The sequence below is a fragment of the Acinetobacter sp. CFCC 11171 genome, assembly GCF_003268405.1.
Classification (GTDB): Bacteria; Pseudomonadota; Gammaproteobacteria; order Pseudomonadales; family Moraxellaceae; genus Acinetobacter; species Acinetobacter amyesii.
In genome coordinates this window covers 20467-40750 of the sequence record NZ_LQXP01000025.1, presented here as the reverse complement: position 1 = coordinate 40750, position 20284 = coordinate 20467, and the positions used below count along the sequence as shown (strand labels likewise).

At 42.9% G+C, this 20284-nt stretch carries 32 protein-coding genes and 2 pseudogenes; 2 read left to right on the top strand and 32 right to left on the bottom strand.

Going from position 1 to position 20284, the window contains the following annotated elements; all coding sequences use genetic code 11:
- Nucleotides 1-22 precede the first annotated feature (22 nt).
- From AVJ20_RS18735 to AVJ20_RS12215, 32 genes and pseudogenes are all read right to left on the bottom strand, one after another.
- Nucleotides 23-283: an alpha/beta fold hydrolase gene (locus tag AVJ20_RS18735; protein ID WP_228157208.1), complete on the bottom strand. Its 261-nt coding sequence runs from the start codon at nt 281-283 to the stop codon at nt 23-25.
- Nucleotides 177-818, bottom strand: coding sequence for an alpha/beta fold hydrolase (locus AVJ20_RS18730; protein ID WP_228157207.1), 642 nt, complete (start codon nt 816-818; stop codon nt 177-179). Before AVJ20_RS18730 ends, AVJ20_RS18735 begins: the two co-directional genes overlap by 107 nt.
- 133 nt (nt 819-951) lie before the next feature.
- Entirely contained in the window at nt 952-2442 is a 1491-nt protein-coding gene (locus tag AVJ20_RS12360; protein WP_111885417.1) for a flavin-containing monooxygenase, read from the bottom strand.
- A 215-nt stretch (nt 2443-2657) separates the two neighbouring features.
- Nucleotides 2658-3023, bottom strand: coding sequence for a 50S ribosomal protein L17 (gene rplQ, locus AVJ20_RS12355; protein WP_005012953.1), 366 nt, complete (start codon nt 3021-3023; stop codon nt 2658-2660).
- Between the two features lie 18 nt (nt 3024-3041).
- Nucleotides 3042-4049: a DNA-directed RNA polymerase subunit alpha gene (locus tag AVJ20_RS12350; protein ID WP_004650465.1), complete on the bottom strand. Its 1008-nt coding sequence runs from the start codon at nt 4047-4049 to the stop codon at nt 3042-3044.
- A gap of 17 nt (nt 4050-4066) precedes the next feature.
- Nucleotides 4067-4692, bottom strand: a pseudogene (gene rpsD, locus AVJ20_RS12345) (30S ribosomal protein S4).
- Nucleotides 4693-4704: 12 nt separating this feature from the next.
- Complete coding sequence (gene rpsK / locus AVJ20_RS12340; RefSeq protein WP_001040166.1) at nt 4705-5091, bottom strand: 30S ribosomal protein S11; 387 nt, start codon at nt 5089-5091, stop codon at nt 4705-4707.
- Between the two features lie 19 nt (nt 5092-5110).
- Nucleotides 5111-5467: a 30S ribosomal protein S13 gene (rpsM, locus tag AVJ20_RS12335; protein ID WP_078189269.1), complete on the bottom strand. Its 357-nt coding sequence runs from the start codon at nt 5465-5467 to the stop codon at nt 5111-5113.
- Nucleotides 5468-5574: 107 nt separating this feature from the next.
- Nucleotides 5575-5691, bottom strand: coding sequence for a 50S ribosomal protein L36 (rpmJ, locus tag AVJ20_RS12330; RefSeq protein ID WP_000867907.1), 117 nt, complete (start codon nt 5689-5691; stop codon nt 5575-5577).
- Between the two features lie 20 nt (nt 5692-5711).
- Nucleotides 5712-7031, bottom strand: a complete 1320-nt coding sequence (gene secY / locus AVJ20_RS12325) for a preprotein translocase subunit SecY (RefSeq protein ID WP_171263746.1) — start codon at nt 7029-7031, stop codon at nt 5712-5714.
- 45 nt (nt 7032-7076) lie between these two features.
- Nucleotides 7077-7517, bottom strand: a complete 441-nt coding sequence (gene rplO, locus AVJ20_RS12320) for a 50S ribosomal protein L15 (RefSeq protein WP_078189271.1) — start codon at nt 7515-7517, stop codon at nt 7077-7079.
- Nucleotides 7518-7520: 3 nt separating this feature from the next.
- Nucleotides 7521-7697 carry a 50S ribosomal protein L30 gene (rpmD, locus tag AVJ20_RS12315; protein WP_005012961.1) on the bottom strand — a complete coding sequence of 59 codons (177 nt, stop codon included), beginning with the start codon at nt 7695-7697 and terminating at the stop codon, nt 7521-7523.
- Nucleotides 7698-7703: 6 nt separating this feature from the next.
- On the bottom strand, nt 7704-8201 hold the full coding sequence (gene rpsE, locus AVJ20_RS12310) for a 30S ribosomal protein S5 (RefSeq protein WP_067762902.1): 498 nt from the start codon (nt 8199-8201) through the stop codon (nt 7704-7706).
- Nucleotides 8202-8203: 2 nt separating this feature from the next.
- Nucleotides 8204-8554: a 50S ribosomal protein L18 gene (gene rplR / locus AVJ20_RS12305; protein ID WP_067762903.1), complete on the bottom strand. Its 351-nt coding sequence runs from the start codon at nt 8552-8554 to the stop codon at nt 8204-8206.
- A gap of 14 nt (nt 8555-8568) precedes the next feature.
- The gene (gene rplF, locus AVJ20_RS12300; protein WP_078189272.1) at nt 8569-9102 is read right to left on the bottom strand and encodes a 50S ribosomal protein L6; all 534 of its coding nucleotides are present in this window, start codon (nt 9100-9102) and stop codon (nt 8569-8571) included.
- Between the two features lie 13 nt (nt 9103-9115).
- Complete coding sequence (rpsH, locus tag AVJ20_RS12295) at nt 9116-9511, bottom strand: 30S ribosomal protein S8 (RefSeq protein ID WP_078189273.1); 396 nt, start codon at nt 9509-9511, stop codon at nt 9116-9118.
- Between the two features lie 12 nt (nt 9512-9523).
- On the bottom strand, nt 9524-9829 hold the full coding sequence (gene rpsN, locus AVJ20_RS12290) for a 30S ribosomal protein S14 (RefSeq protein WP_067762906.1): 306 nt from the start codon (nt 9827-9829) through the stop codon (nt 9524-9526).
- A gap of 9 nt (nt 9830-9838) precedes the next feature.
- Nucleotides 9839-10375, bottom strand: coding sequence for a 50S ribosomal protein L5 (gene rplE / locus AVJ20_RS12285; RefSeq protein WP_067762907.1), 537 nt, complete (start codon nt 10373-10375; stop codon nt 9839-9841).
- Nucleotides 10376-10390: 15 nt separating this feature from the next.
- Nucleotides 10391-10708: a 50S ribosomal protein L24 gene (rplX, locus tag AVJ20_RS12280; RefSeq protein ID WP_078189274.1), complete on the bottom strand. Its 318-nt coding sequence runs from the start codon at nt 10706-10708 to the stop codon at nt 10391-10393.
- Between the two features lie 9 nt (nt 10709-10717).
- Complete coding sequence (gene rplN / locus AVJ20_RS12275; protein WP_005012978.1) at nt 10718-11086, bottom strand: 50S ribosomal protein L14; 369 nt, start codon at nt 11084-11086, stop codon at nt 10718-10720.
- 89 nt (nt 11087-11175) lie between these two features.
- Nucleotides 11176-11433 carry a 30S ribosomal protein S17 gene (rpsQ, locus tag AVJ20_RS12270; protein ID WP_078189275.1) on the bottom strand — a complete coding sequence of 86 codons (258 nt, stop codon included), beginning with the start codon at nt 11431-11433 and terminating at the stop codon, nt 11176-11178.
- The gene (gene rpmC, locus AVJ20_RS12265; RefSeq protein WP_005012982.1) at nt 11430-11627 is read right to left on the bottom strand and encodes a 50S ribosomal protein L29; all 198 of its coding nucleotides are present in this window, start codon (nt 11625-11627) and stop codon (nt 11430-11432) included. The genes rpsQ and rpmC overlap by 4 nt, the downstream gene beginning before the upstream one ends.
- On the bottom strand, nt 11627-12040 hold the full coding sequence (rplP, locus tag AVJ20_RS12260) for a 50S ribosomal protein L16 (RefSeq protein ID WP_068909575.1): 414 nt from the start codon (nt 12038-12040) through the stop codon (nt 11627-11629). Before rplP ends, rpmC begins: the two co-directional genes overlap by 1 nt.
- Nucleotides 11980-12796: pseudogene (rpsC, locus tag AVJ20_RS12255) on the bottom strand (30S ribosomal protein S3). The gene rplP and the pseudogene rpsC overlap by 61 nt, the downstream one beginning before the upstream one ends.
- Before the next feature lies 1 nt (nt 12797).
- Nucleotides 12798-13127 carry a 50S ribosomal protein L22 gene (rplV, locus tag AVJ20_RS12250; protein WP_035265103.1) on the bottom strand — a complete coding sequence of 110 codons (330 nt, stop codon included), beginning with the start codon at nt 13125-13127 and terminating at the stop codon, nt 12798-12800.
- Between the two features lie 11 nt (nt 13128-13138).
- Nucleotides 13139-13414 (bottom strand): 30S ribosomal protein S19, encoded by a 276-nt coding sequence (gene rpsS, locus AVJ20_RS12245; RefSeq protein ID WP_004281508.1) that lies wholly within the window; start codon nt 13412-13414, stop codon nt 13139-13141.
- Nucleotides 13415-13433: 19 nt separating this feature from the next.
- On the bottom strand, nt 13434-14258 hold the full coding sequence (rplB, locus tag AVJ20_RS12240) for a 50S ribosomal protein L2 (RefSeq protein ID WP_078189278.1): 825 nt from the start codon (nt 14256-14258) through the stop codon (nt 13434-13436).
- 11 nt (nt 14259-14269) lie between these two features.
- The gene (gene rplW, locus AVJ20_RS12235; RefSeq protein ID WP_005012992.1) at nt 14270-14590 is read right to left on the bottom strand and encodes a 50S ribosomal protein L23; all 321 of its coding nucleotides are present in this window, start codon (nt 14588-14590) and stop codon (nt 14270-14272) included.
- Complete coding sequence (gene rplD, locus AVJ20_RS12230) at nt 14587-15189, bottom strand: 50S ribosomal protein L4 (protein WP_078189279.1); 603 nt, start codon at nt 15187-15189, stop codon at nt 14587-14589. Before rplD ends, rplW begins: the two co-directional genes overlap by 4 nt.
- Before the next feature lie 11 nt (nt 15190-15200).
- On the bottom strand, nt 15201-15839 hold the full coding sequence (gene rplC / locus AVJ20_RS12225) for a 50S ribosomal protein L3 (RefSeq protein WP_078189280.1): 639 nt from the start codon (nt 15837-15839) through the stop codon (nt 15201-15203).
- Between the two features lie 59 nt (nt 15840-15898).
- Nucleotides 15899-16210 carry a 30S ribosomal protein S10 gene (gene rpsJ / locus AVJ20_RS12220; RefSeq protein ID WP_000070912.1) on the bottom strand — a complete coding sequence of 104 codons (312 nt, stop codon included), beginning with the start codon at nt 16208-16210 and terminating at the stop codon, nt 15899-15901.
- A gap of 268 nt (nt 16211-16478) precedes the next feature.
- Nucleotides 16479-17216 (bottom strand): type 1 glutamine amidotransferase, encoded by a 738-nt coding sequence (locus AVJ20_RS12215; protein WP_111885416.1) that lies wholly within the window; start codon nt 17214-17216, stop codon nt 16479-16481.
- Between the two features lie 157 nt (nt 17217-17373).
- Here AVJ20_RS12215 and AVJ20_RS12210 point away from each other — a divergent pair, with 157 nt between their 5' ends.
- Both AVJ20_RS12210 and AVJ20_RS12205 read left to right on the top strand, forming a co-directional pair.
- The gene (locus tag AVJ20_RS12210) at nt 17374-18576 is read left to right on the top strand and encodes a PLP-dependent transferase (protein WP_111885415.1); all 1203 of its coding nucleotides are present in this window, start codon (nt 17374-17376) and stop codon (nt 18574-18576) included.
- A 14-nt stretch (nt 18577-18590) separates the two neighbouring features.
- On the top strand, nt 18591-20174 hold the full coding sequence (locus AVJ20_RS12205; RefSeq protein ID WP_111885414.1) for a helicase HerA-like domain-containing protein: 1584 nt from the start codon (nt 18591-18593) through the stop codon (nt 20172-20174).
- Nucleotides 20175-20284: the final 110 nt, after the last annotated feature.

The following is a 20284-nucleotide window of genomic DNA, read 5'->3' as shown; positions in this document are numbered from 1 at the left end:
GGCTTTTTTCATTCTTTCGATATCAACTTAAATCATTCACAAAATCACAGATTAATGCAGCGACCAATGCGGGTTGCTCTTTGTGCGGCATGTGATGAAGCCCTTCCAAAATCTCTAGCACTGCATCAGCTTTTATACCCGAAAAAAGTTTCTGAGCTTGTGCTGTCGTCCCGTATTCATCCAGTTCTCCATGGATGATCAAGCTTGGACACTGTACTTTTCCAACATAATCTTCGAGGTTCCATTGACAAACTTGGTGAAAGCCAAGTTTCCGTCCAAGCATCCAAAACCCACTGGGCTTTATCCCCATGGTATTTAGCCAAGCGTTCAAGCTGTCCCGGCTGCGCAAAACCTGTTTTGGCTTCACGTATACCCGATAATGTCAGTTCTTCCACTTCATACTGCGCAGCTATGGTAATCAGACCATAACATTGTTCAGTATATTCACTGACAATCACGACTGACATTCCCCCGCCAACACTATGCCCCATCACGATAAACTGTTGAATGGAATAATGTTGAAGAAGTGCCTTAAAGCCCTGCCGCGCTTCAGCATAGACAAAATCTGTACTTAATAGATGAGGATTCGCTGACGATCGGCCAAAACCCAATCGATCATAGGCAATCACCGTTCTGCCAGACTCAGCAGCCAATTGCGCAGGAAAATCACGCCATAAATCCACACTCCCCAGTGAATCATGCATCAATATAATCGGGGCCAAAGTTGCATCTTTATCTGCTGTTTCAGGCTGCCAAGCTTTGGTATATAGCTCATAATCATTTAATTTTATAAATTCTGAATGTTCTTGATTCTTCACATTAACCCTGTGTGTTTTTCCTTGTTTTCAACATCATATATTTTTCAACAAATAAAGCGCATCAAATAAAACCCTAAAGTCACATATCTAAAGCAAAAAAAGGAGCATGATGCTCCTTTTTTATGTAACTGACTTAAGAAACTAATCTGGGTTTAGCCGCCACTTGATCAGACTTTTTTTCAAATTTCAGCACTCCATCTTCAAATGAAGCATGCTTTAATTCTTTACGATCTGCCAAATAGTTATTGCTGACTTTCCACGGTGCATGTTTACCCTGTTTTGGCATCACATCTGCCGCACGTGCAATATAACCTGAAGTCAAGCTTCCCATTACTGTGTCTTCTAACAACTCGGTCGCATCGCCTTGTGGAATCACTTGGTTATAACCATTTTGATCCATATAGTTAATCAATTTACAGATGTATTCAGAAGCAATATCAACTTTTAATGTCCATGAAGCATTAATATAGCCAATAATCATCGCCATATTTGGTACATCACTGACCATCACGCCACGGTACAACATATGCTTAGAGGTATTTAATGGCTGTCCATCGATTGTGGCACTGATCCCGCCTAGAATTTGAATGTTGAGTCCTGTAGCTGAAATCACCACGTCCGCTTCTAAATGTTTACCTGATTTTAATTGAATGCCATTTTCAGTAAAACTTTCAATTTGATCGGTTTCAACAGATGCACGGCCTTCGCGTAAAATTTTAAACAAATCACCATCTGGCACCACACAAAGGCGCTGATCCCAAGGATTGTAATCTGGGGTAAAGTGCTTCATATCCACTTTACCTTTCAACTGCAACTCAATTGATTTTAATAAAAATTTACGGAGTAATTTAGGTTGCTTTTGTGCAATAGCATAAACAGCCCGTTGGACACCGATATTTCGTGCACGGGTAAGTTTATAAGCAACATCTTCAGGTAATACTTTACGCATTTTGTCGTAAATGATGTCAATAGAAGGTACTGAGGCAATATAGGTCGGAGAGCGCTGTAGCATAGTTACATGCCCTGCACCGCCTTTTGCCATTGCTGGCACAAGGGTAATTGCTGTTGCGCCACTACCAATAATCACAACTTTTTTGCCTGCATAATTAAAATTTTCAGGCCAATGTTGTGGATGAATGAAGGTACCTTTAAAGTTTTCCTGCCCTTTAAACTCAGGTTGGAAACCTTGGTCATAATTATAATAACCCGTACAGCCAAAGACGAAATTTGCAACCCAGGTTTGTTGTTTCTTCTTCGCATCTTCAATAACAACAGACCATTTACGAGTTTGTGAATCGTAGTTCGCACTCACAACACGGTGCTGAAAATGAATTTTTTCTTTAATCTTATATTCATCAATCACTTCAGAAAGATAGCCTTTAATCGAAGACCCATCAGCAAGCACACTAGATTTTTTCCACGGCTTAAAATTGAAGCCAAAAGTTGACATATCCGAATCAGAACGAATACCCGGATATTTAAAAAGATCCCATGTACCACCGAAACTTTCACGTCGTTCAATAATTTCAAATGAACGATTTGGACAATTTTTTGAAAGATGAGCAGCCAAACCTACACCAGAGATCCCTGCACCTACAATGAGAATATCAACTTGTTTTTCCATGTTGTTCTTTTAACCTATCTTAGATTTATATTTATTAAATCACATTTTTGACAATGCACAATGTCAAGTTTAAGCAAAAGGCGATTTATTTTTATCTTTTAAGGACAAATTGAATTATTGTCTAACAATATACAGCCAATACAAAACTGCAGGCATTAAAAAAGGTCGGTTAAAAACCGACTTTTTTAGAACAACGTACGCTGCTCTTCACGAAATTAGTTAACTTCGCGATCTACTAGCTCAACGTAAGCCATCGGTGCAGCATCACCTGCACGGAAGCCCGCTTTAAGAACACGTAGATAACCGCCGTTACGTTCTTTGTAACGAGGGCCAAGAACGGTAAATAATTTACCAACAGTTGCAGCTGAACGAGTACGAGCAAACGCTAAACGACGGTTTGCTACAGAATCGACTTTAGCTAAAGTGATTAAAGGCTCAGCAACACGACGTAATTCTTTTGCTTTAGGAACAGTAGTTTTAATTAACTCGTGTTCGAACAAAGAATTAGCCATGTTTTGGAACATCGCTTTACGATGACTGCTTGTACGGCCTAATTTCACACCACTATTACGATGACGCATGGTGATAGTCCTACTTAATTAACGGCTACGATAAGCAAAGCGATCGTCCATGCGGAGGCTAGCCGGTGGCCAGTTCTCTAAACGCATGCCCAATTGCAAGCCTTTCGATGCCAGAACATCTTTAATCTCAGTCAACGATTTTTTACCTAAGTTAGGAGTTTTAAGCAACTCAACTTCAGTACGTTGAACAAGATCGCCAATGTAGTAAATATTTTCTGCTTTCAAACAGTTAGCAGAACGAACAGTAAGCTCTAGATCATCTACTGGACGAAGCAAAATCGGATCAACTTCTTCACGAGGTTCTTGAGCAACTGGTGCTTGATCTTTCTGAAGATCAACAAAAATTGCAATTTGTTGTTGCAAGATTGTTGCCGCTTTGCGGATTGCTTCTTCAGGATCAACAGTACCGTTGGTTTCAAGATCAATGATCAATTTATCAAGGTCAGTACGTTGTTCTACACGAGCGTTTTCCACTGTGTAAGACACACGTTTGATTGGGCTGTAAGAAGCATCTAATTGTAAACGACCCACTGGGCGAGTTTCGCCTTCAGGGAAGCGTGAATCAGAAGTCTCATAACCACGACCTTGAGAAACTTTCAGGCGCATTTTTAATGAGCCAGAAGCACTTAAAGTACCGATCAAGTGTTCAGGGTTAACCACTTCAACATTGTGTGGTAAACGAAGGTCAGCGGCTGTAACGTCGCCAGGACCTTGTTTTTCCAATGTCAGATAAGCTTCATTTTGATCGAACAGCTTAATAGACAATCCTTTTAGGTTCAGCAAGAGCTCGACGATGTCCTGCTGCAAGCCTTCCAAAGTACTGTACTCGTGCTCGACACCTTCAATCTCTACTTCAACCACGGCTGCGCCAGGTAAAGAAGACAAAAGGATACGACGTAAAGCATTACCAAGAGTATGACCAAAGCCACGCTCTAATGGTTCTAGAATAACTTTTGCCGAGGTCCCGCTTGCCGCTTCGACCTTGATCGCTTGCGGAGTTAGAAACTCATTTGCAGTACGCGTCATTATTGCTACCTCAAGGATTATTTAGAATACAATTCTACAATCAAGCTTTCGTTGATTTCAGCAGGTAAATCAGAACGATCTGGTGCAGCTTTGAACGTACCTTCCAATTTAGAATGATCAATTTCAATCCAAGCTGGAATGCCACGTTGAGTCGCTAACTCAACTGCGTTTTTGATACGCAATTGTTGTTTAGCACCTTCGTGAACTGCAACAACGTCACCAGCTTTAACTTGGATAGACGCGATGTTAACACGACGACCATTTAAAGTGATTGAACGGTGAGATACAAGCTGACGAGCTTCTGCACGTGTAGAACCAAAACCCATGCGATAAACAACGTTATCTAGACGGCTTTCAAGAAGTTTCAACAAGTTTTCACCTGTTGCGCCTTTAACACGAGCAGCTTCTTTGTAGTAGTTACTAAATTGACGCTCTAAAACACCGTACATACGACGTACTTTTTGTTTTTCACGTAATTGTAGTGAGTACTCAGATTGTTTGCCGCCACGAGCGCCACCATGTTGGCCAGGTGCTTTAGCAGCTTTTTTTGTTTTGACGTCAATGGTTTAACGCCAGATTTTAATTGCAGGTCTGTCCCTTCGCGGCGAGAGAGTTTGCATTTTGGACCAATATAACGAGCCATGAATGTTTCTCCTTACACGCGACGTTTTTTAGGTGGACGGCAACCGTTGTGCGGGATTGGCGTCACATCGGTAATGCTGTTAATTTTATAACCCACTGCACCTAAAGCACGAACCGCAGATTCACGACCTGGACCAGGACCTTTTACAAGGACGTCCAAGTTTTTCAAACCGTAATCTAAAGCAGCTTTACCAGCAACTTCAGCAGCTACCTGAGCAGCAAACGGAGTTGATTTACGTGATCCACGGAAGCCTTGTCCACCAGAGGTAGCCCAAGCCAGTGCATTACCTTGACGATCGGTAATAGTCACAATGGTGTTATTAAAAGAAGCGTGAATGTGTGCAACACCTTCAGAGACGGTACGAGTGACCTTCTTGCGTGTGCGAGTATCTTTAGCCATCTTTTAGCTTCCAGAAATCTTATTTCTTAATAGGTTTGCGCGGACCTTTACGGGTACGTGCGTTAGTTTTGGTGCGTTGACCACGGACAGGCAAGCTGCGACGATGACGAAGACCGCGGTAGCAGCCTAAATCCATTAAACGTTTAATGTTCATGGAAATTTCGCGACGTAAATCACCTTCGGTAGGAACCTTAGTAACTTCTGCACGAATCGCATCAAGCTGAGCGTCATCTAATTCACGAATTTTAGTTGTTGGTGCAATACCAGCAGCAGCTAAGATAGCTTTTGCAGTGTGGCGACCAATACCAAAAATGTACGTTAGAGAGATAACAGCATGCTTGTTATCCGGAATGTTTACACCGGCAATACGAGCCATTCAATTTTCTCCAAAAAGGCAGTTAAGATAATCAACCGCCCGACAAAATCTTTGAGGGGCGGATAATAACCTAATTAGCCTACTGAAATCAACAGGTCTTGATCAGATTAACCTTGACGCTGCTTATGACGAGGTTCTGCGCTGCAAATTACGCGAATAACCCCATTACGACGGATAACTTTACAGCTACCACAAATTTTCTTTACAGAAGCTTGAACTTTCATAATGAAACCTCTAAGTGCGCTTATCCTTTCGGATGAGCAGTCGTTTTACGCATTAACGATTGATTGTCATATTGATGCGATGTGAGATGAGCTTGGAGCTGAGCCATAAAGTCCATCACCACCACCACTACGATCAGTAAAGACGTACCACCTAAGCTAAATGGAATACCAAATGAGCTTTGTAGAATCATCGGCATTAAACAGATGATTGTGATATAAACCGCGCCAATAAAAGTCAAACGATTCAAAATATGATCTAAATAGCGTGCAGTTTGCTCACCAGGACGAATACCCGGTACATAAGCACCACTACGTTTTAAATTCTCTGACACTTCTTTCGGACTAAATACTAGCGCAGTATAGAAGTAACAGAAGAAGATAATTAATGCACCAAATAGCACCAAATACATCGGTTGACCCGGCGACAATACGAGTGCCAAATCTTGTAGGCCACGTTTAATCACGCCAGCATTTGGGTCTGCACTGCCAACCCATTGCCCTAAGCTCGCTGGGAACAATAGCAATGAACTCGCAAAAATTGCAGGAATCACACCCGCCATATTAATTTTTAATGGCAAATGTGTTTGCTGAGCAGTAAATACACGACGACCTTGCTGTTTTTGAGCATAGTTTACTGGAATGCGACGCTGCGCCTTCTCAATAAACACAATTGCTGCTAACACTGCAACAGATAGCAATGCAAAGATTGCAAGACCAATTAAACTTGATTGGCCATTATCTACTGAGGTTAAAGATTGCAGAACCAAGTTCGGCAAACCAGCAACGATACCAGCGAAGATGATCATGGAAATACCATTCCCTACTCCACGCTCAGTAATTTGCTCACCTAACCACATCAGGAACATTGTACCTGCAACCAAAGAAGTTACAGCAGGAACGTAAAAAGCAAGTCCACTAGTCAAAGTAATATTTTGACTAATCAGACCTGCACACATCCCAACGGCTTGCACAAGTGCAAGAAACAATGTGCCTTGTCGCGTATATTGATTGATCTTACGCTTACCTTGTTCGCCTTCTTTCTTTAAAGCTTCCAGCGAAGGAACAACCGTAGACATTAACTGCACGATAATCGATGCAGAGATATACGGCATAATCCCAAGAGCAAGAATTGACATACGCTCTAATGCACCACCTGAGAACATGTTAAACAAACCAAGGATCGTACCTTGGTTTGCATTAAACAGATTCTCTAGTGCGGCATTGTTAATGCCCGGTACTGGAATATGTGCTCCCAGTCGAAAAACCAACAACGCCCCGATGAGGAACATCATACGGCGAATAATTTCACGATATTTCACATGAAAAGGTTGGCCTTTCATCATGTTAACATGACCTGTCGAACTAGGAGTCATAGACACTGGGGATTACTCCTCGACTTTACCGCCAGCAGCTTCAACAGCAGCTTTAGCGCCTTTAGTCAATGCAACACCTTGAACAGTGAACGCACGAGTAATTTCACCAGAAAGTACGATGCGTGCACGCAACATATCTTTACGTACAACGTTAGCAGCTTTTAAAGTTTCAAGAGACACGATGTCGCCTTCAACTTTAGCAAGTTCTGATAAACGTACTTCAGCAGTTTTCAAAGCCATTTGGCTAGTGAAACCGAATTTAGGTAAACGACGGTATAACGCAGTTTGACCACCTTCGAAACCAGGACGTGTACCACCGCTCTTACGTGAGTTTTGACCTTTGACACCACGGCCACCAGTCTTACCAACGCCAGAACCGATACCACGGCCTAAACGAAGGTTGTCACGCTTAGCACCTTCTGCAGGTGCAATTGTATTTAAACGCAGAGTCATGGCTTATTCCTCTACACTAACCATATAGTAAACTTGGTTGATCATACCACGGTTAGAAGGCGTATCTTGCACTTCAACTGTATGACCAATACGACGCAGACCTAAACCTTTAAGGCTAAGCTTGTGATTTTTCAAGCGATGCGATGAAGATTTAGTCTGGGTAACTTTAATCGTTTTCATGATTGATTACCCTTGAATTTGTGCTACTGATAAACCACGTTTCGCAGCAACTTTCTCAGGAGAAGTCATATCACGCAAACCGTTAAAAGTTGCGTTTACTACGTTAGCAGCGTTAGTAGAACCATAACACTTAGTTAATACGTTACGTACACCTACAGCTTCTAAAACTGCACGCATAGCGCCACCAGCAATTACACCAGTACCTTCAGAAGCAGGTTGCATGTAAACGCGGCTTGCACCGTGACGAGCATTGATAGGGTGCTGAACAGTACCGTCAACAAGGTCAACAGTAATCATGTTGCGACGAGCAGCTTCAAGTGCTTTAGAAATAGCAGCTGGAACTTCACGTGCTTTACCACGACCAAAACCTACGCGACCATTACCATCACCCACAACAGTTAATGCTGTGAAAGAGAAGATACGACCACCCTTAACAACTTTGGCTACACGATCAACGGCAACCAGCTTTTCAACAAGACCTTCGTTTTGTTCAACTTTAGCCATGATTAGAACTCCAAGCCGTTTTCACGAGCAGCATCAGCCAAGGCTTTGATACGACCATGATATTTGAAACCAGAACGGTCAAATGCAACTTTAGTTACACCAGCCGCTTTAGCACGTTCTGCAATTAAAGCACCAACTTTCTGAGCCGATTCAACGTTACCAGTAGTACCAGCACGTAGAGTAGCGTCTAAAGTAGAAGCTTGCGCTAATACTTTGCCACCATCTGCAGAGATAACTTGAGCATAGATGTGACGCGGAGTGCGGTTTACACACAAACGAGTCGCACCCAATGCACGGATGTGCAAGCGTGTGCTTTTCGCACGACGCAAACGGGATTGTTTCTTTTCGTTCATAAGAACCTCGCGCCTTATTTCTTCTTAGCTTCTTTACGAAGTACAACTTCGTCAGAATAACGAACACCTTTACCTTTATAAGGCTCTGGCGGACGGTAACCACGGATTTCTGCAGCAACTTGACCTAATTTAGCTTTATCAGCTGATTTAAGTACAATTTCAGTTGCAGTAGGAGTTTCTGCAGTTACACCTTCAGGAAGGTTGTAGTCGATCGGGTGAGAGAAACCAAGGTTAAGGTTAACAATGTTACCTTTAACCGCAGCTTTATAACCAACACCGATAAGCTGTAACTTACGTTCGAAACCTTCGTTAACACCTTTTACAAGGTTGTTAAGCACAGCGCGAGCAGTACCAGCTTGCATCCAAGCATCTTTAGATTCAGCTTTAGGAGCAATAACTAGAGTACCGTCTTCCTGTTTTAGCTCGACCAGCGCATGCAGGTTGAAAGACAATGTACCTTTGCTGCCTTTCACTTCGACCTGCCGGCCGTTCTGAGTAACTGTAACACCGTTAGGTACAGTTACTGGGGCTTTAGCCACACGAGACATGAGGAATCACCTATTAAGAAACAAAAGCAATAACTTCACCACCGATACCTGCAGCACGTGCAGCGCGATCAGTCATGATGCCTTTGCTTGTAGAAACAATTGCAATACCTAAACCTTGCTTAACGCTAGGAAGTGCATCTTTACCGCGATATTGACGTAGACCAGGACGGCTTACGCGTTTCACAGTATCGATAACTGGTTTGCCTTCGAAATATTTTAAAGTAATCGTTAAAGTCGCTTTGCCTTCATTGTCAGCAACAGCTACATCAGCGATATAACCTTCTTGTTGAAGTACGTTAGCAATCGCAACTTTCAACTTTGAGTTTGGCATAGAAACAGTTTGTTTCTTTGCCATTTGTGCGTTACGAACACGTGTTAGCATGTCGGCAACGGTATCTTGCATACTCATTTATAGTGCTCCTTACCAGCTTGCCTTAACAACGCCCGGTACATCACCTTGCATTACTGTTTCACGTAATTTGTTACGGCTTAAGCCGAACTTACGGAAGTAACCATGAGGACGACCAGTTAAACCACAACGGTTACGTAGACGTACTGGAGACGCATTACGTGGTAATGCTTGAAATTTCATCATCGCTTCGAAACGTTCTTCGTCTGATGCATTAACGTTTGCGATAATTGCTTTTAATTCAGCACGTTTCGCAGCGTATTTAGCAACAGTAGCTTCGCGTTTCAATTCGCGATTAATCATACCTTTCTTAGCCATATCGACCTCTTATTTGAACGGGAAGCCGAATGCACGCATAAGCGCACGGCCTTCGTCATCGGTGCGAGCAGTCGTAGTGATGGTAATGTCCATACCACGAATACGATCAATCTTATCAAAATCGATTTCAGGGAACATGATTTGTTCCTTAAGACCCATTGAGTAGTTACCACGACCATCGAATGATTTCGCAGAGAAACCACGGAAGTCACGGATACGAGGGATCGCGATAGAGATCAAACGGTCTAAGAATTCGTACATACGTTCGCCGCGTAAAGTAACTTTACAGCCGATCGGCCAACCATCACGGATTTTGAAACCAGCGATAGATTTACGAGCTAAAGTAAGTACTGGTTTTTGACCAGCAATTGCTTGCATATCAGAAAGAGCGCCATCTAACAATTTCTTGTCAGCTGATGCAGCACCAACACCCATGTTGATGGTGATTTTTGTAATGCGAGGAATATCCATCACATTCTTAACGCCCAATGTTTCTTTTAATTGAGCCTTAAGTTCGTCGTTGTAACGCGTTTTAAGTCTGGCCATTGCCTAGTCAACCTATTACTTCGCTACCGCCACTGATTCACCATTAGATTTGAATACGCGAGTTTTCACGCCTTCAATCACTTGGTAACCAACACGGTCAGCCTTTTGGGTTGTAGCATTAAAAATTGCCACGTTAGAGATATGAAGCTCAGCTTCTTGAGTTACGATGCCGCCTTCAGCGCCAGTAGCTCGGTTAGGCTTTTGATGCTTCGTTACCAAGTTAAGGCCTTCAACCTTAACACGGTCATTTGAAACAGACAAAACAGTACCTTGTTTGCCTTTTTCTTTACCTGCGATCACAATTACTTGATCGCCCTTTTTAATCTTAGCCATGAGTGCCTCTTATAGAACTTCAGGAGCCAATGAAATAATTTTCATGAACTGTTCAGTACGAAGTTCACGAGTCACTGGTCCGAAAATACGAGTTGCAATCGGCGCTTTGTTGTTGTTCAAAATAACAGCTGCGTTATCGTCGAAACGAATAACTGAACCATCTGCACGACGGATGCCGAATTTTGTACGTACAACTACAGCATTCATCACGTCACCTTTTTTAACACGTGCGCGTGGAATAGCTTCTTTTACAGTAACTTTAATAATGTCGCCAACAGAAGCATAACGACGATGTGAACCACCAAGTACTTTAATACATTGTACGCGGCGAGCACCACTGTTGTCTGCTACGTCGAGCATACTTTCGGTTTGAATCATTGCCCTACTCCAAAACCGAGCATCACCGGTCGCAATTTCGAAAGGCTCAAAGAGTACTCGAAATTGACCGATGATGCAAGAACGTTTAATTACTCAGCAGCAGCTTCAACAACTTCAACTAAAGTCCAAGACTTAGTTTTAGAAATTGGGCGGCTTTCTTTGATGCTTACTACGTCACCAACTTTAGCAACATTGTTTTCATCATGAGCGTGTAATTTAGTTGAACGGCGGATTGATTTGCCATACAACGGGTGTTGAACGCGGCGTTCGATAAGAACAACGATAGACTTGTCCATCTTGTCGCTAACTACTTTACCGGTTAACGTGCGAACTGTTTGTTCACTCATTGTCCGTTCCCCTGTTTTTCGGTTAGGAGTGTCTTAATACGAGCAATAGTTTTACGAGTAAGCGCAACTTCGTGCGATTTACCCAATTGACCAGTTGCTTTCGCCATACGAAGACGGAATTGGTTAAGCTGTTGCTCATCAAGCAAAGCTGTCAACTCTTCTACCGACTTTTCACGTAGATCATTAGTTTTCATTACATTACCGTCCGAGTCACGATAGTGGTTTTAAACGGAAGTTTTGCAGCAGCAAGCGTAAATGCTTCGCGAGCAAGTTCTTCGTTAACACCATCAATTTCGTACAAGACTTTACCTGGTTTGATTTGGCAAACCCAGTATTCCACAGAACCTTTACCTTTACCCATACGAACTTCTAATGGTTTTTCAGTAATTGGTTTGTCTGGGAAAACACGGATAAAGATCTTACCACCACGTTTAATACGACGGCTGATTGTACGACGCGCTGCTTCAATTTGACGTGCAGTCATTTGACCACGTTCAACTGATTTAAGTGCAATAGTACCAAAAGATACTGAGCTACCGCGATGTGCTAGACCAGTGTTACGGCCTTTTTGCACTTTACGGAATTTAGTACGTTTAGGTTGTAACATGGATTATTCTCCTTTTTCAGCAGAACGATCATTGCGACGACCACGACGCTCTTGACCTTCACCACGACCACGACCACGTTTAGCTGGACGTTCTTCAGCTGGAGCTGGGTTCATGACTTGTTTCATGCCGCCCAAGATCTCACCACGGAAGATCCATACTTTAACGCCGATCGTACCGTAAGTAGTCTCAGCACGCATAGTAGCATAGTCGATGTCAGCACGAAGAGTATGAAGAGGTACACGACCTTCACGATACCATTCAGTACGAGCAATCTCAGCACCACCTAGACGGCCTGAAACTTCTACTTTGATACCTTTAGCACCAGCACGCATAGAGTTTTGAACCGCACGCTTCATAGCACGACGGAACATTACACGTTTTTCTAATTGAGAAGCGATTGCTTCAGCAACTAAACGAGCGTCTAAATCTGGGCGATCGATTTCGTTGATACTTACTTGCGCAGGAACACCCATAATGGCTGTTAATTCGCGTTGTAATTTCTCAATGTCTTCGCCTTTTTTACCGATCACGATACCAGGACGTGCAGTGCTAATAGTTACTTTAGCTGCGCCTGTAGGGCGTTCGATAAGAATATTGCTCACCATCGCATTCTTAAGTTTTTTAGTTAAAAACTCACGAACTTGAAGATCTTTTAGCAAATATTCAGCATATTGTTTCGGATTCGCATACCAGTTAGCGTTATGACGTTTCACAACACCTAGGCGGATACCGATTGGATGAACCTTCTGACCCATATCAAACCCCTACCTTAACGGTAATGTGACAAGTACGCTTAGTAATACGATCTGCACGGCCTTTAGCACGTGGCAAAATACGTTTCAGGCTCATGCCTTCATCAACGTAGATCGTAGAAACTTTAAGGTCGTCTACATCTAAACTGTTATTGTGTTCAGCGTTTGCAATCGCAGATTCCAATGCTTTTTTAACTAAAACTGCAGCTTTTTTGTTGCTGAAGTTTAAGATATTTAAAGCATGCGCAACAGATTTGCCGCGAATTAGGTCTGCAACCAAACGTGCTTTTTGTGCCGAGATAGCGGCACCGCGTAATTTAGCAGTTACTTCCATCATAGCACCTATTAACGTTTAGACTTCTTGTCAACACCGTGACCACGATAGGTACGAGTTGGCGCGAATTCACCTAATTTATGACCAACCATATGCTCAGATACGATCACTGGAACATGGTTACGGCCATTGTGTACAGAAATTGTTAGACCAACAAAATCCGGTAAGATCATCGAACGACGCGACCAAGTTTTGATCGGCTTACGGTTATTAGCCGCGATAGCCGCTTCAACCTTAGCGAACAAGTGCGCATCGACGAATGGGCCTTTTTTCAGAGAACGAGGCATTGTCAGATTCCTTTACTTGTTACTTAACGCGACGGTCGCGAATGATCATCTTAGTCGTACGCTTGTTGGTACGTGTTTTGTACCCTTTAGCTTTTTGACCCCATGGACTTACAGGTTGAATACCTTTGTTACGTCCTTCACCACCACCATGTGGATGGTCTACTGGGTTCATCGCCATACCACGTACGGTAGGACGAACGCCACGCCAGCGTGATGCACCTGCTTTACCAAGTGAACGAAGGTTGCTTTCTGAGTTAGAAACTTCACCTAACACAGCACGGCATTCAACGTGTACTTTACGCATTTCGCCTGAACGAAGACGAATGATAGCGTAAGAACCGTCACGACCCAACAATTGAGCAGATGTACCAGCAGAACGTACTAATTGTGCGCCTTTACCGATTTTAAGCTCGATGTTGTGAAGAGTAGAACCGATAGGCATGTTGCGAAGTGGCAAGCAGTTACCTGGACGGATTGGAGCATCGTTACCAGACTGAACTTGATCACCAGCGCGAAGGCCTTTAGGTGCAATAATATAGCGACGTTCACCGTCAGCATATTTCAATAAAGCAATATGAGCTGTACGGTTTGGATCGTATTCAATACGCTCAACTACAGCAGGGATGCTATCTTTGTTACGTTTGAAGTCTACGATACGGTAGTGCTGTTTATGACCACCACCAACGTGACGAGTTGTAATGTGACCGTTGTTATTACGACCGCCAGTACGTTTTTTAGCTTCAACCAACGGAGCATATGGCGCGCCTTTGTGAAGGTGGTTATGAACCACTTTCTCTACAAAGCGACGTCCTGGAGACGTTGGCTTACATTTTTGAATCGGCATAATTTTCGTCCTTATTCCGCTGCGTTTTCAGCGGTATCGCCCAAGTCAGCCATTTCAACATCTTGGCCAGCTTTCAGGGTGACGTATGCTTTTTTAACATCAGAACGACGTCCTAATGTTTTACCAAAGCGTTTAGTCTTACCTTTAGTGATCGTTGTGTTAACTTTAACAACTTGAACACCAAATAGTTGCTCAACGGCTTTTTTGATTTCAAGTTTGTTTGCATCTAGTGCAACTTTGAACACTTGAACACCAGCAGTTTCGCCTAAAACTTGTGCTTTTTCTGAGAATACAGGTCCTTGTAGGACTTGATAGATACGTTCGTTGTTCATCCGAGTTCTACCTCAATTTTCTTAGCAGCAGCAACAGACATAACAACTTTATCGAACGCGATCAAGCTAACAGGATCGATTGCAGCAGCATCAACCACATCAACGTGTGGAATGTTGCGAGCAGCAAGATACAAGTTCTCATCAACAGCATCTGTAACGATTAATGCACGAGGTGCATTCAAGTCGTTAAGTTTTGCAAGCAATTCTTTAGTTTTTGGAGCTGCAACAGCAATCTCTTCAACTAAAACAAGGCGATCTTGACGAACAAGCTCAGCCAGGATGCATTGCATAGCACCGCGATACATTTTACGGTTTACTTTTTGAGACCAGTCTTGTGGACGAGCAGCAAAAGTTTTACCACCGCCAACCCAGATTGGGCTACGAATAGAACCAGCACGAGCGCGGCCAGTACCTTTTTGACGGAAAGGTTTTTTACCACCGCCAGAAACGTCAGCACGTGATTTTTGCGCTTTAGAACCTTGACGACCACCAGCTAAGTAAGCTGTAACAACTTGGTGTACAAGAGCTTCGTTAAAATCACGACCAAACGCAACTTCAGATAACTCAACAGCAGAGCCGGAAACAGTATTTAAATTCACGTTATTTCCCCTCAGGCCTTGATAGTAGGACGAACAGTAACGTCGCCACCAGTAGCACCAGGAACCGCGCCTTTAACAACTAGAACTGAACGTTCTGCGTCGATAGCAACGATTTCAAGACCCTGTGTAGTTACACGTTCAGCACCTAAGTGACCAGGCATTTTTTTGCCTTTGAACACGCGACCAGGAGTCTGGTTTTGACCTGTAGAACCGATAACACGGTGAGATACAGAGTTACCATGTGTAGCGTCTTGAGTACGGAAGTTCCAACGCTTAACACCACCTTGGAAACCTTTACCTTTAGATGTACCAGTAACGTCAACAATTTGACCCACTGTAAACACATCTACACCGATAGTTCCGCCAACTTCACGACCTTCAAGATCAGCTTCTGTAGCGCGAAATTCTTGAACTAGACGACCAGCAGCAACACCAGCTTTCGCAAAGTGACCTTTCTGAGCATTAGTTACGCGAGATTCGCGACGTTCACCAGTAGTGATTTGAATCGCTTGATAACCATCAGTTTCAAGCGTTTTGATTTGTGTGATGCGGTTAGGATCAACCTCAATCACTGTTACAGGTACAGAAACACCAGCATCTGTAAAGATACGTGTCATACCGCACTTGCGACCGACTAAACCAATAGCCATGTGCATAAACCTCTAAAAAAGCGGCCTAATTAACTTAGAGCGTTAATTAACCGAAAGCCTTAACCCAAAGCGATCTGAACATCAACACCAGCTGCAAGATCTAACTTCATCAATGCATCAACAGTTTTATCTGTAGGTTGAACGATGTCGATCAAACGTTTGTAAGTGCGGATCTCGTATTGATCACGCGCATCTTTGTTAACGTGTGGTGATGTTAAAACGTTAAAACGTTCGATACGTGTAGGCATCGGGATTGGACCACAAACTTGTGCACCAGTACGTTTTGCTGTTTCTACGATTTCTTGAGCTGATTGATCAATTAAACGATGATCAAAAGACTTAAGACGGATACGAATTCTCTGGTTAGACATACCAGTTAACTCCAAGCCAAATATATAAAGAATCACCCTTGACGCATCTCACCCCACTTTAAAAGAGGCAAGTGTCAAGAGCAGTGAAATATCACTAAGGTCACGATCGATGCCGTGACTGTCACGATGTTAACTACTTTATTCGTAGCTAACCCCCTTCATCAAAGGGTCGCCCATTATAGCTATTGTTTAATGCATAAGCAAATCCCTTTTGCTGTTTTTCTTATATTTTTCATTTTTTATGCAAGATCAATTGCTTAACTTTTAATCAACAGGCATTTTTTCTTAATACATACTCTATTGCTTGGTTTAGTATTTGATTTCCCTCAATAAATTTGTTTTTTTCGCTTTTCCGCAGATCATGTACTGGCTGTACATGTGTTCCTGAAAAATATGCCACTTCTTCATCATTTTCCAAAAATAAATCGAGTACTTCAGGGGTAATTTCAGGATGAAATTGAAAGCCCAAAACATTTTGTCCAATTTGATACATTTGATTACGACATGCATCATTTTCCGCCAGTAATACCGCTCCTTTGGGAATTTCAAATGTTTCACTGTGCCACTGCATGACTTTAAACTCTTCCGGTAGTTTGAAACAGCCATGCGGTACGTTAGCGACCTTACGGATGGTCGTCCAACCCAATTCTTGTTGTGCATTTCGACTCACCGCACCACCCAAAGCATTAGCAATCAATTGCCCACCTAAACAAAGGCCGATTGCGGGTTTACCGAGGGCTAAATAGCGTCGCAGCCAACGCTTTTCTATTTTTAACCATGGGAAATTTGCCTCATCATTTACGCTCATGGTTCCACCCATAATGATAAGTAAATCGACATCTTCAACATGCGGCAAAGCCTCGAGATCTAAGGCTTGATCGACAGGTAATGCAAAGAATTCTGTGGCCGTAATTTTGGCCTGATGCTGTTTTAAAAATTCATAACAACTGCCGAACCCTTCGCCAGCAATATGCTGAAAATAATGTACTTTTAAATGCGACTTCATGCGCTAAACCTATTGTTGTTGCTCTGATATCGGTTTTGCAAGAATGAAGCCAACTTTGCTTTTCACTTAATTTTCTATACAAAGCACCGTAAATCCATGCGTTTTAGTCGTATTCTTTTGAACATTCATTATTATTTTGATCATTTCAGAGCGCCACGTGAAAAAGAATCCTCAAACCGAACTCATTCATGCACCAAGAAAGGCACCGCAATACATCAATAGTGTTCAACCTCCCCTGTTTCGTGCATCCACTATAATTTTCGAAAATACAGATGCGCTATTTAATCGCCATTGGACTGATGATTATGACTATAGCTATGGAACACATGGCACACCCACTACATTTACCCTAGGCGATCAGATTGCTCAGATTGAAGGTGGCTTGTATCACTTACTCGCACCAAGCGGTTTATCTGCAATTAATTTGGTCAATTCATGTTTTTTAAGTCAAGGGGATGAAGTGTGGGTCGCAGATAATATCTATGGCCCCAATATGGACCATTTACGCAATTTAGAAACCCGCTATGGCATCGTGGTCAAGGTTTATAACCCTATTGATGTCGATTCATTTAGCCCTTCAGCGCAAGCCAAGCTTATCTGGTTAGAAGCGGCGGGTTCTGTCACTTTAGAGTTTCCAGATTTAGTCGGCTTGGTCAAAAAAGCTCAAGCGCAGAACATTCTCACTGCACTGGACAATACGTGGGGCGCAGGACTTGCCTTTAATGCTTTTGATTTTAGTGCTGAGCACCTGGGTGTCGATATCAGTGTGCATGCCTTGACCAAATACCCAAGTGGCGGCGGGGATATTTTGATGGGTTCGGTAATTACACGAGATAAAAAGCTTCATCACAAACTGTTTCGTGCGCACGCCATTCAAGGCATTAGTATCTCTGGTGATGACGCCGCGCAAGTACAACGCAGTCTGGCTTCTATGCGACTGCGCTATGAACACCAGTCACAAAGTGCTTTAACTTTATTAAATTGGCTAAAACAGCAACCAGCCTTTGTACAGGTTTTACATCCTGCCGATGAAGCTTCCGCAGGACATCAGTATTGGAAAGAAATTTGTACAGAACAACACAGTGCCGGCTTGGTCAGCGTGGTATTTAATGAAAAATATAGCTTGCAAGATGTACGCCGCTTTTGCGATGCACTAAAACTCTTTAAGCTCGGTTTTAGCTGGGGTGGCCCAGTCAGTTTAGTCATGTTATATAACTTAAAAGATATGCGTGTACTCGAACATTCACATATTCAAGCTGGCTTACTGGTTCGCTTTTGTATAGGACTAGAACATCCTGCAGATTTAATACAAGATATAGAAAACGCACTACAACATTTAAATAAACAGCAACTCGAATAAATACAGGAACATCTATGGGTACACCAATAATTATTGGCAAAAAAACACAAGACACCACACAGGATGTGGTGCTTCATTCACAATTTGCAAACCGCCATGGTTTGATTGCTGGGGCCACAGGTACTGGTAAGACGGTGACGTTGAAGGTGTTGGCAGAAAGTTTTTCTCGGCTGGGTGTACCTGTATTTTTAGCCGATGCCAAAGGGGATGTTTCTAGCCTTGCCAAAGCAGGTGAAAGCAATCCTAAGTTTGACGAACGAATTAAAAGTTTAAATATCGAGAGCATTCCTTTTGCAGCCTCCCCTGTGGTGTTTTGGGATTTGTTCGGTGAACAAGGACATCCCATTCGCACCACCATTTCTGAAATTGGTCCACTGCTCCTTGCCCGAATTCTGAATTTAAACGACACGCAAGAAGGTGTGTTATCTGCGGTCTTTCGTATTGCCGATGATCAGGGCTTATTGCTCATCGACTTTAAAGACTTAAAAGCCATGATCAGCTACGTCAGTGAACATGCATCCGAATTTAAAAATGAATATGGCAATTTATCACCTGCAAGCTTAGGTGCAATTCAACGTAATTTGCTTGCATTGGCAGATCAAGGTGGTGACAAGTTTTTTGGTGAGCCTGCGCTCAATATCATGGACTTTATCCAAACGGATGCACAAGGTCGTGGCAACATCAACCTGCTCGCCGCCGACAAGTTAATGAATACTCCTAAGCTCTATGCAACTTTCTTACTGTGGATGCTGTCAGAACTGTTTGAACAATTGCCCGAAGTTGGAGATATGGATAACCCCAAACTGGTGTTCTTCTTTGATGAAGCACATTTATTGTTTGATAATGCCAGCCCTGCTTTACAAGAAAAGATTGAGCAAGTGGTTCGTCTGATTCGCTCTAAAGGTGTCGGCATTTACTTTGTAACGCAAAATCCACTTGACTTACCTGAAAGTGTTTTAGGCCAACTGGGTAACCGCGTTCAGCATGCGCTACGTGCATTTACCCCGAAAGATCAGAAAGCGGTCAAGACGGCAGCAGATACTTTCCGAGCCAATCCTGCGTTTAAAGTCGATCAAGTAATTACGGAACTGGCTGTAGGTGAAGCTCTGATTAGCTGTCTAGATGAACAAGGCACACCTCAAATTGTTGAACGTGCTTGGGTGATGCCACCCTACTCTTCATTTAGCCCAATTGCTGTAGAAGAACGCAAAGCTCTGATGGCAAATAGCATTGTCGCAGGTGTGTATGACACCGAAGCAGATCGTGAAAGTGCCTATGAACTTTTACAAAATAAAGTGGCGGAGCGCCAACAACAAGCCGTCCAAGCGGAACAAGATAAAATAGAAGCCAAAGAACAAGAAGCGTTGGCCAAACAACAAGCCAAAGAAGCAGATGCACTCGCCAAACAGCAAGCACGTGAACAAGAACGCCTTGCGCGCGAACAACAAAAAGAAGCTGAGCGTTCAGCCAAACAACGTGAAAAACTGATTCAAGACACGGTAGGAACTTTTGCAAAAAGTGCTGCACGCAGCTTGGGCGGGTCGACAGGTCAGAAAATTATCCGTGGCCTCTTAGGTTCTATCTTCGGCAAGAAATAATCTAAAAGCCCAATTAAAAAATACAAATTTATGGAATCTTTTTATATTCCATAATTTTTTTATGGTTTTTACTAAAACATGTATTGCGCGGATGTATTTAAAAATGTATT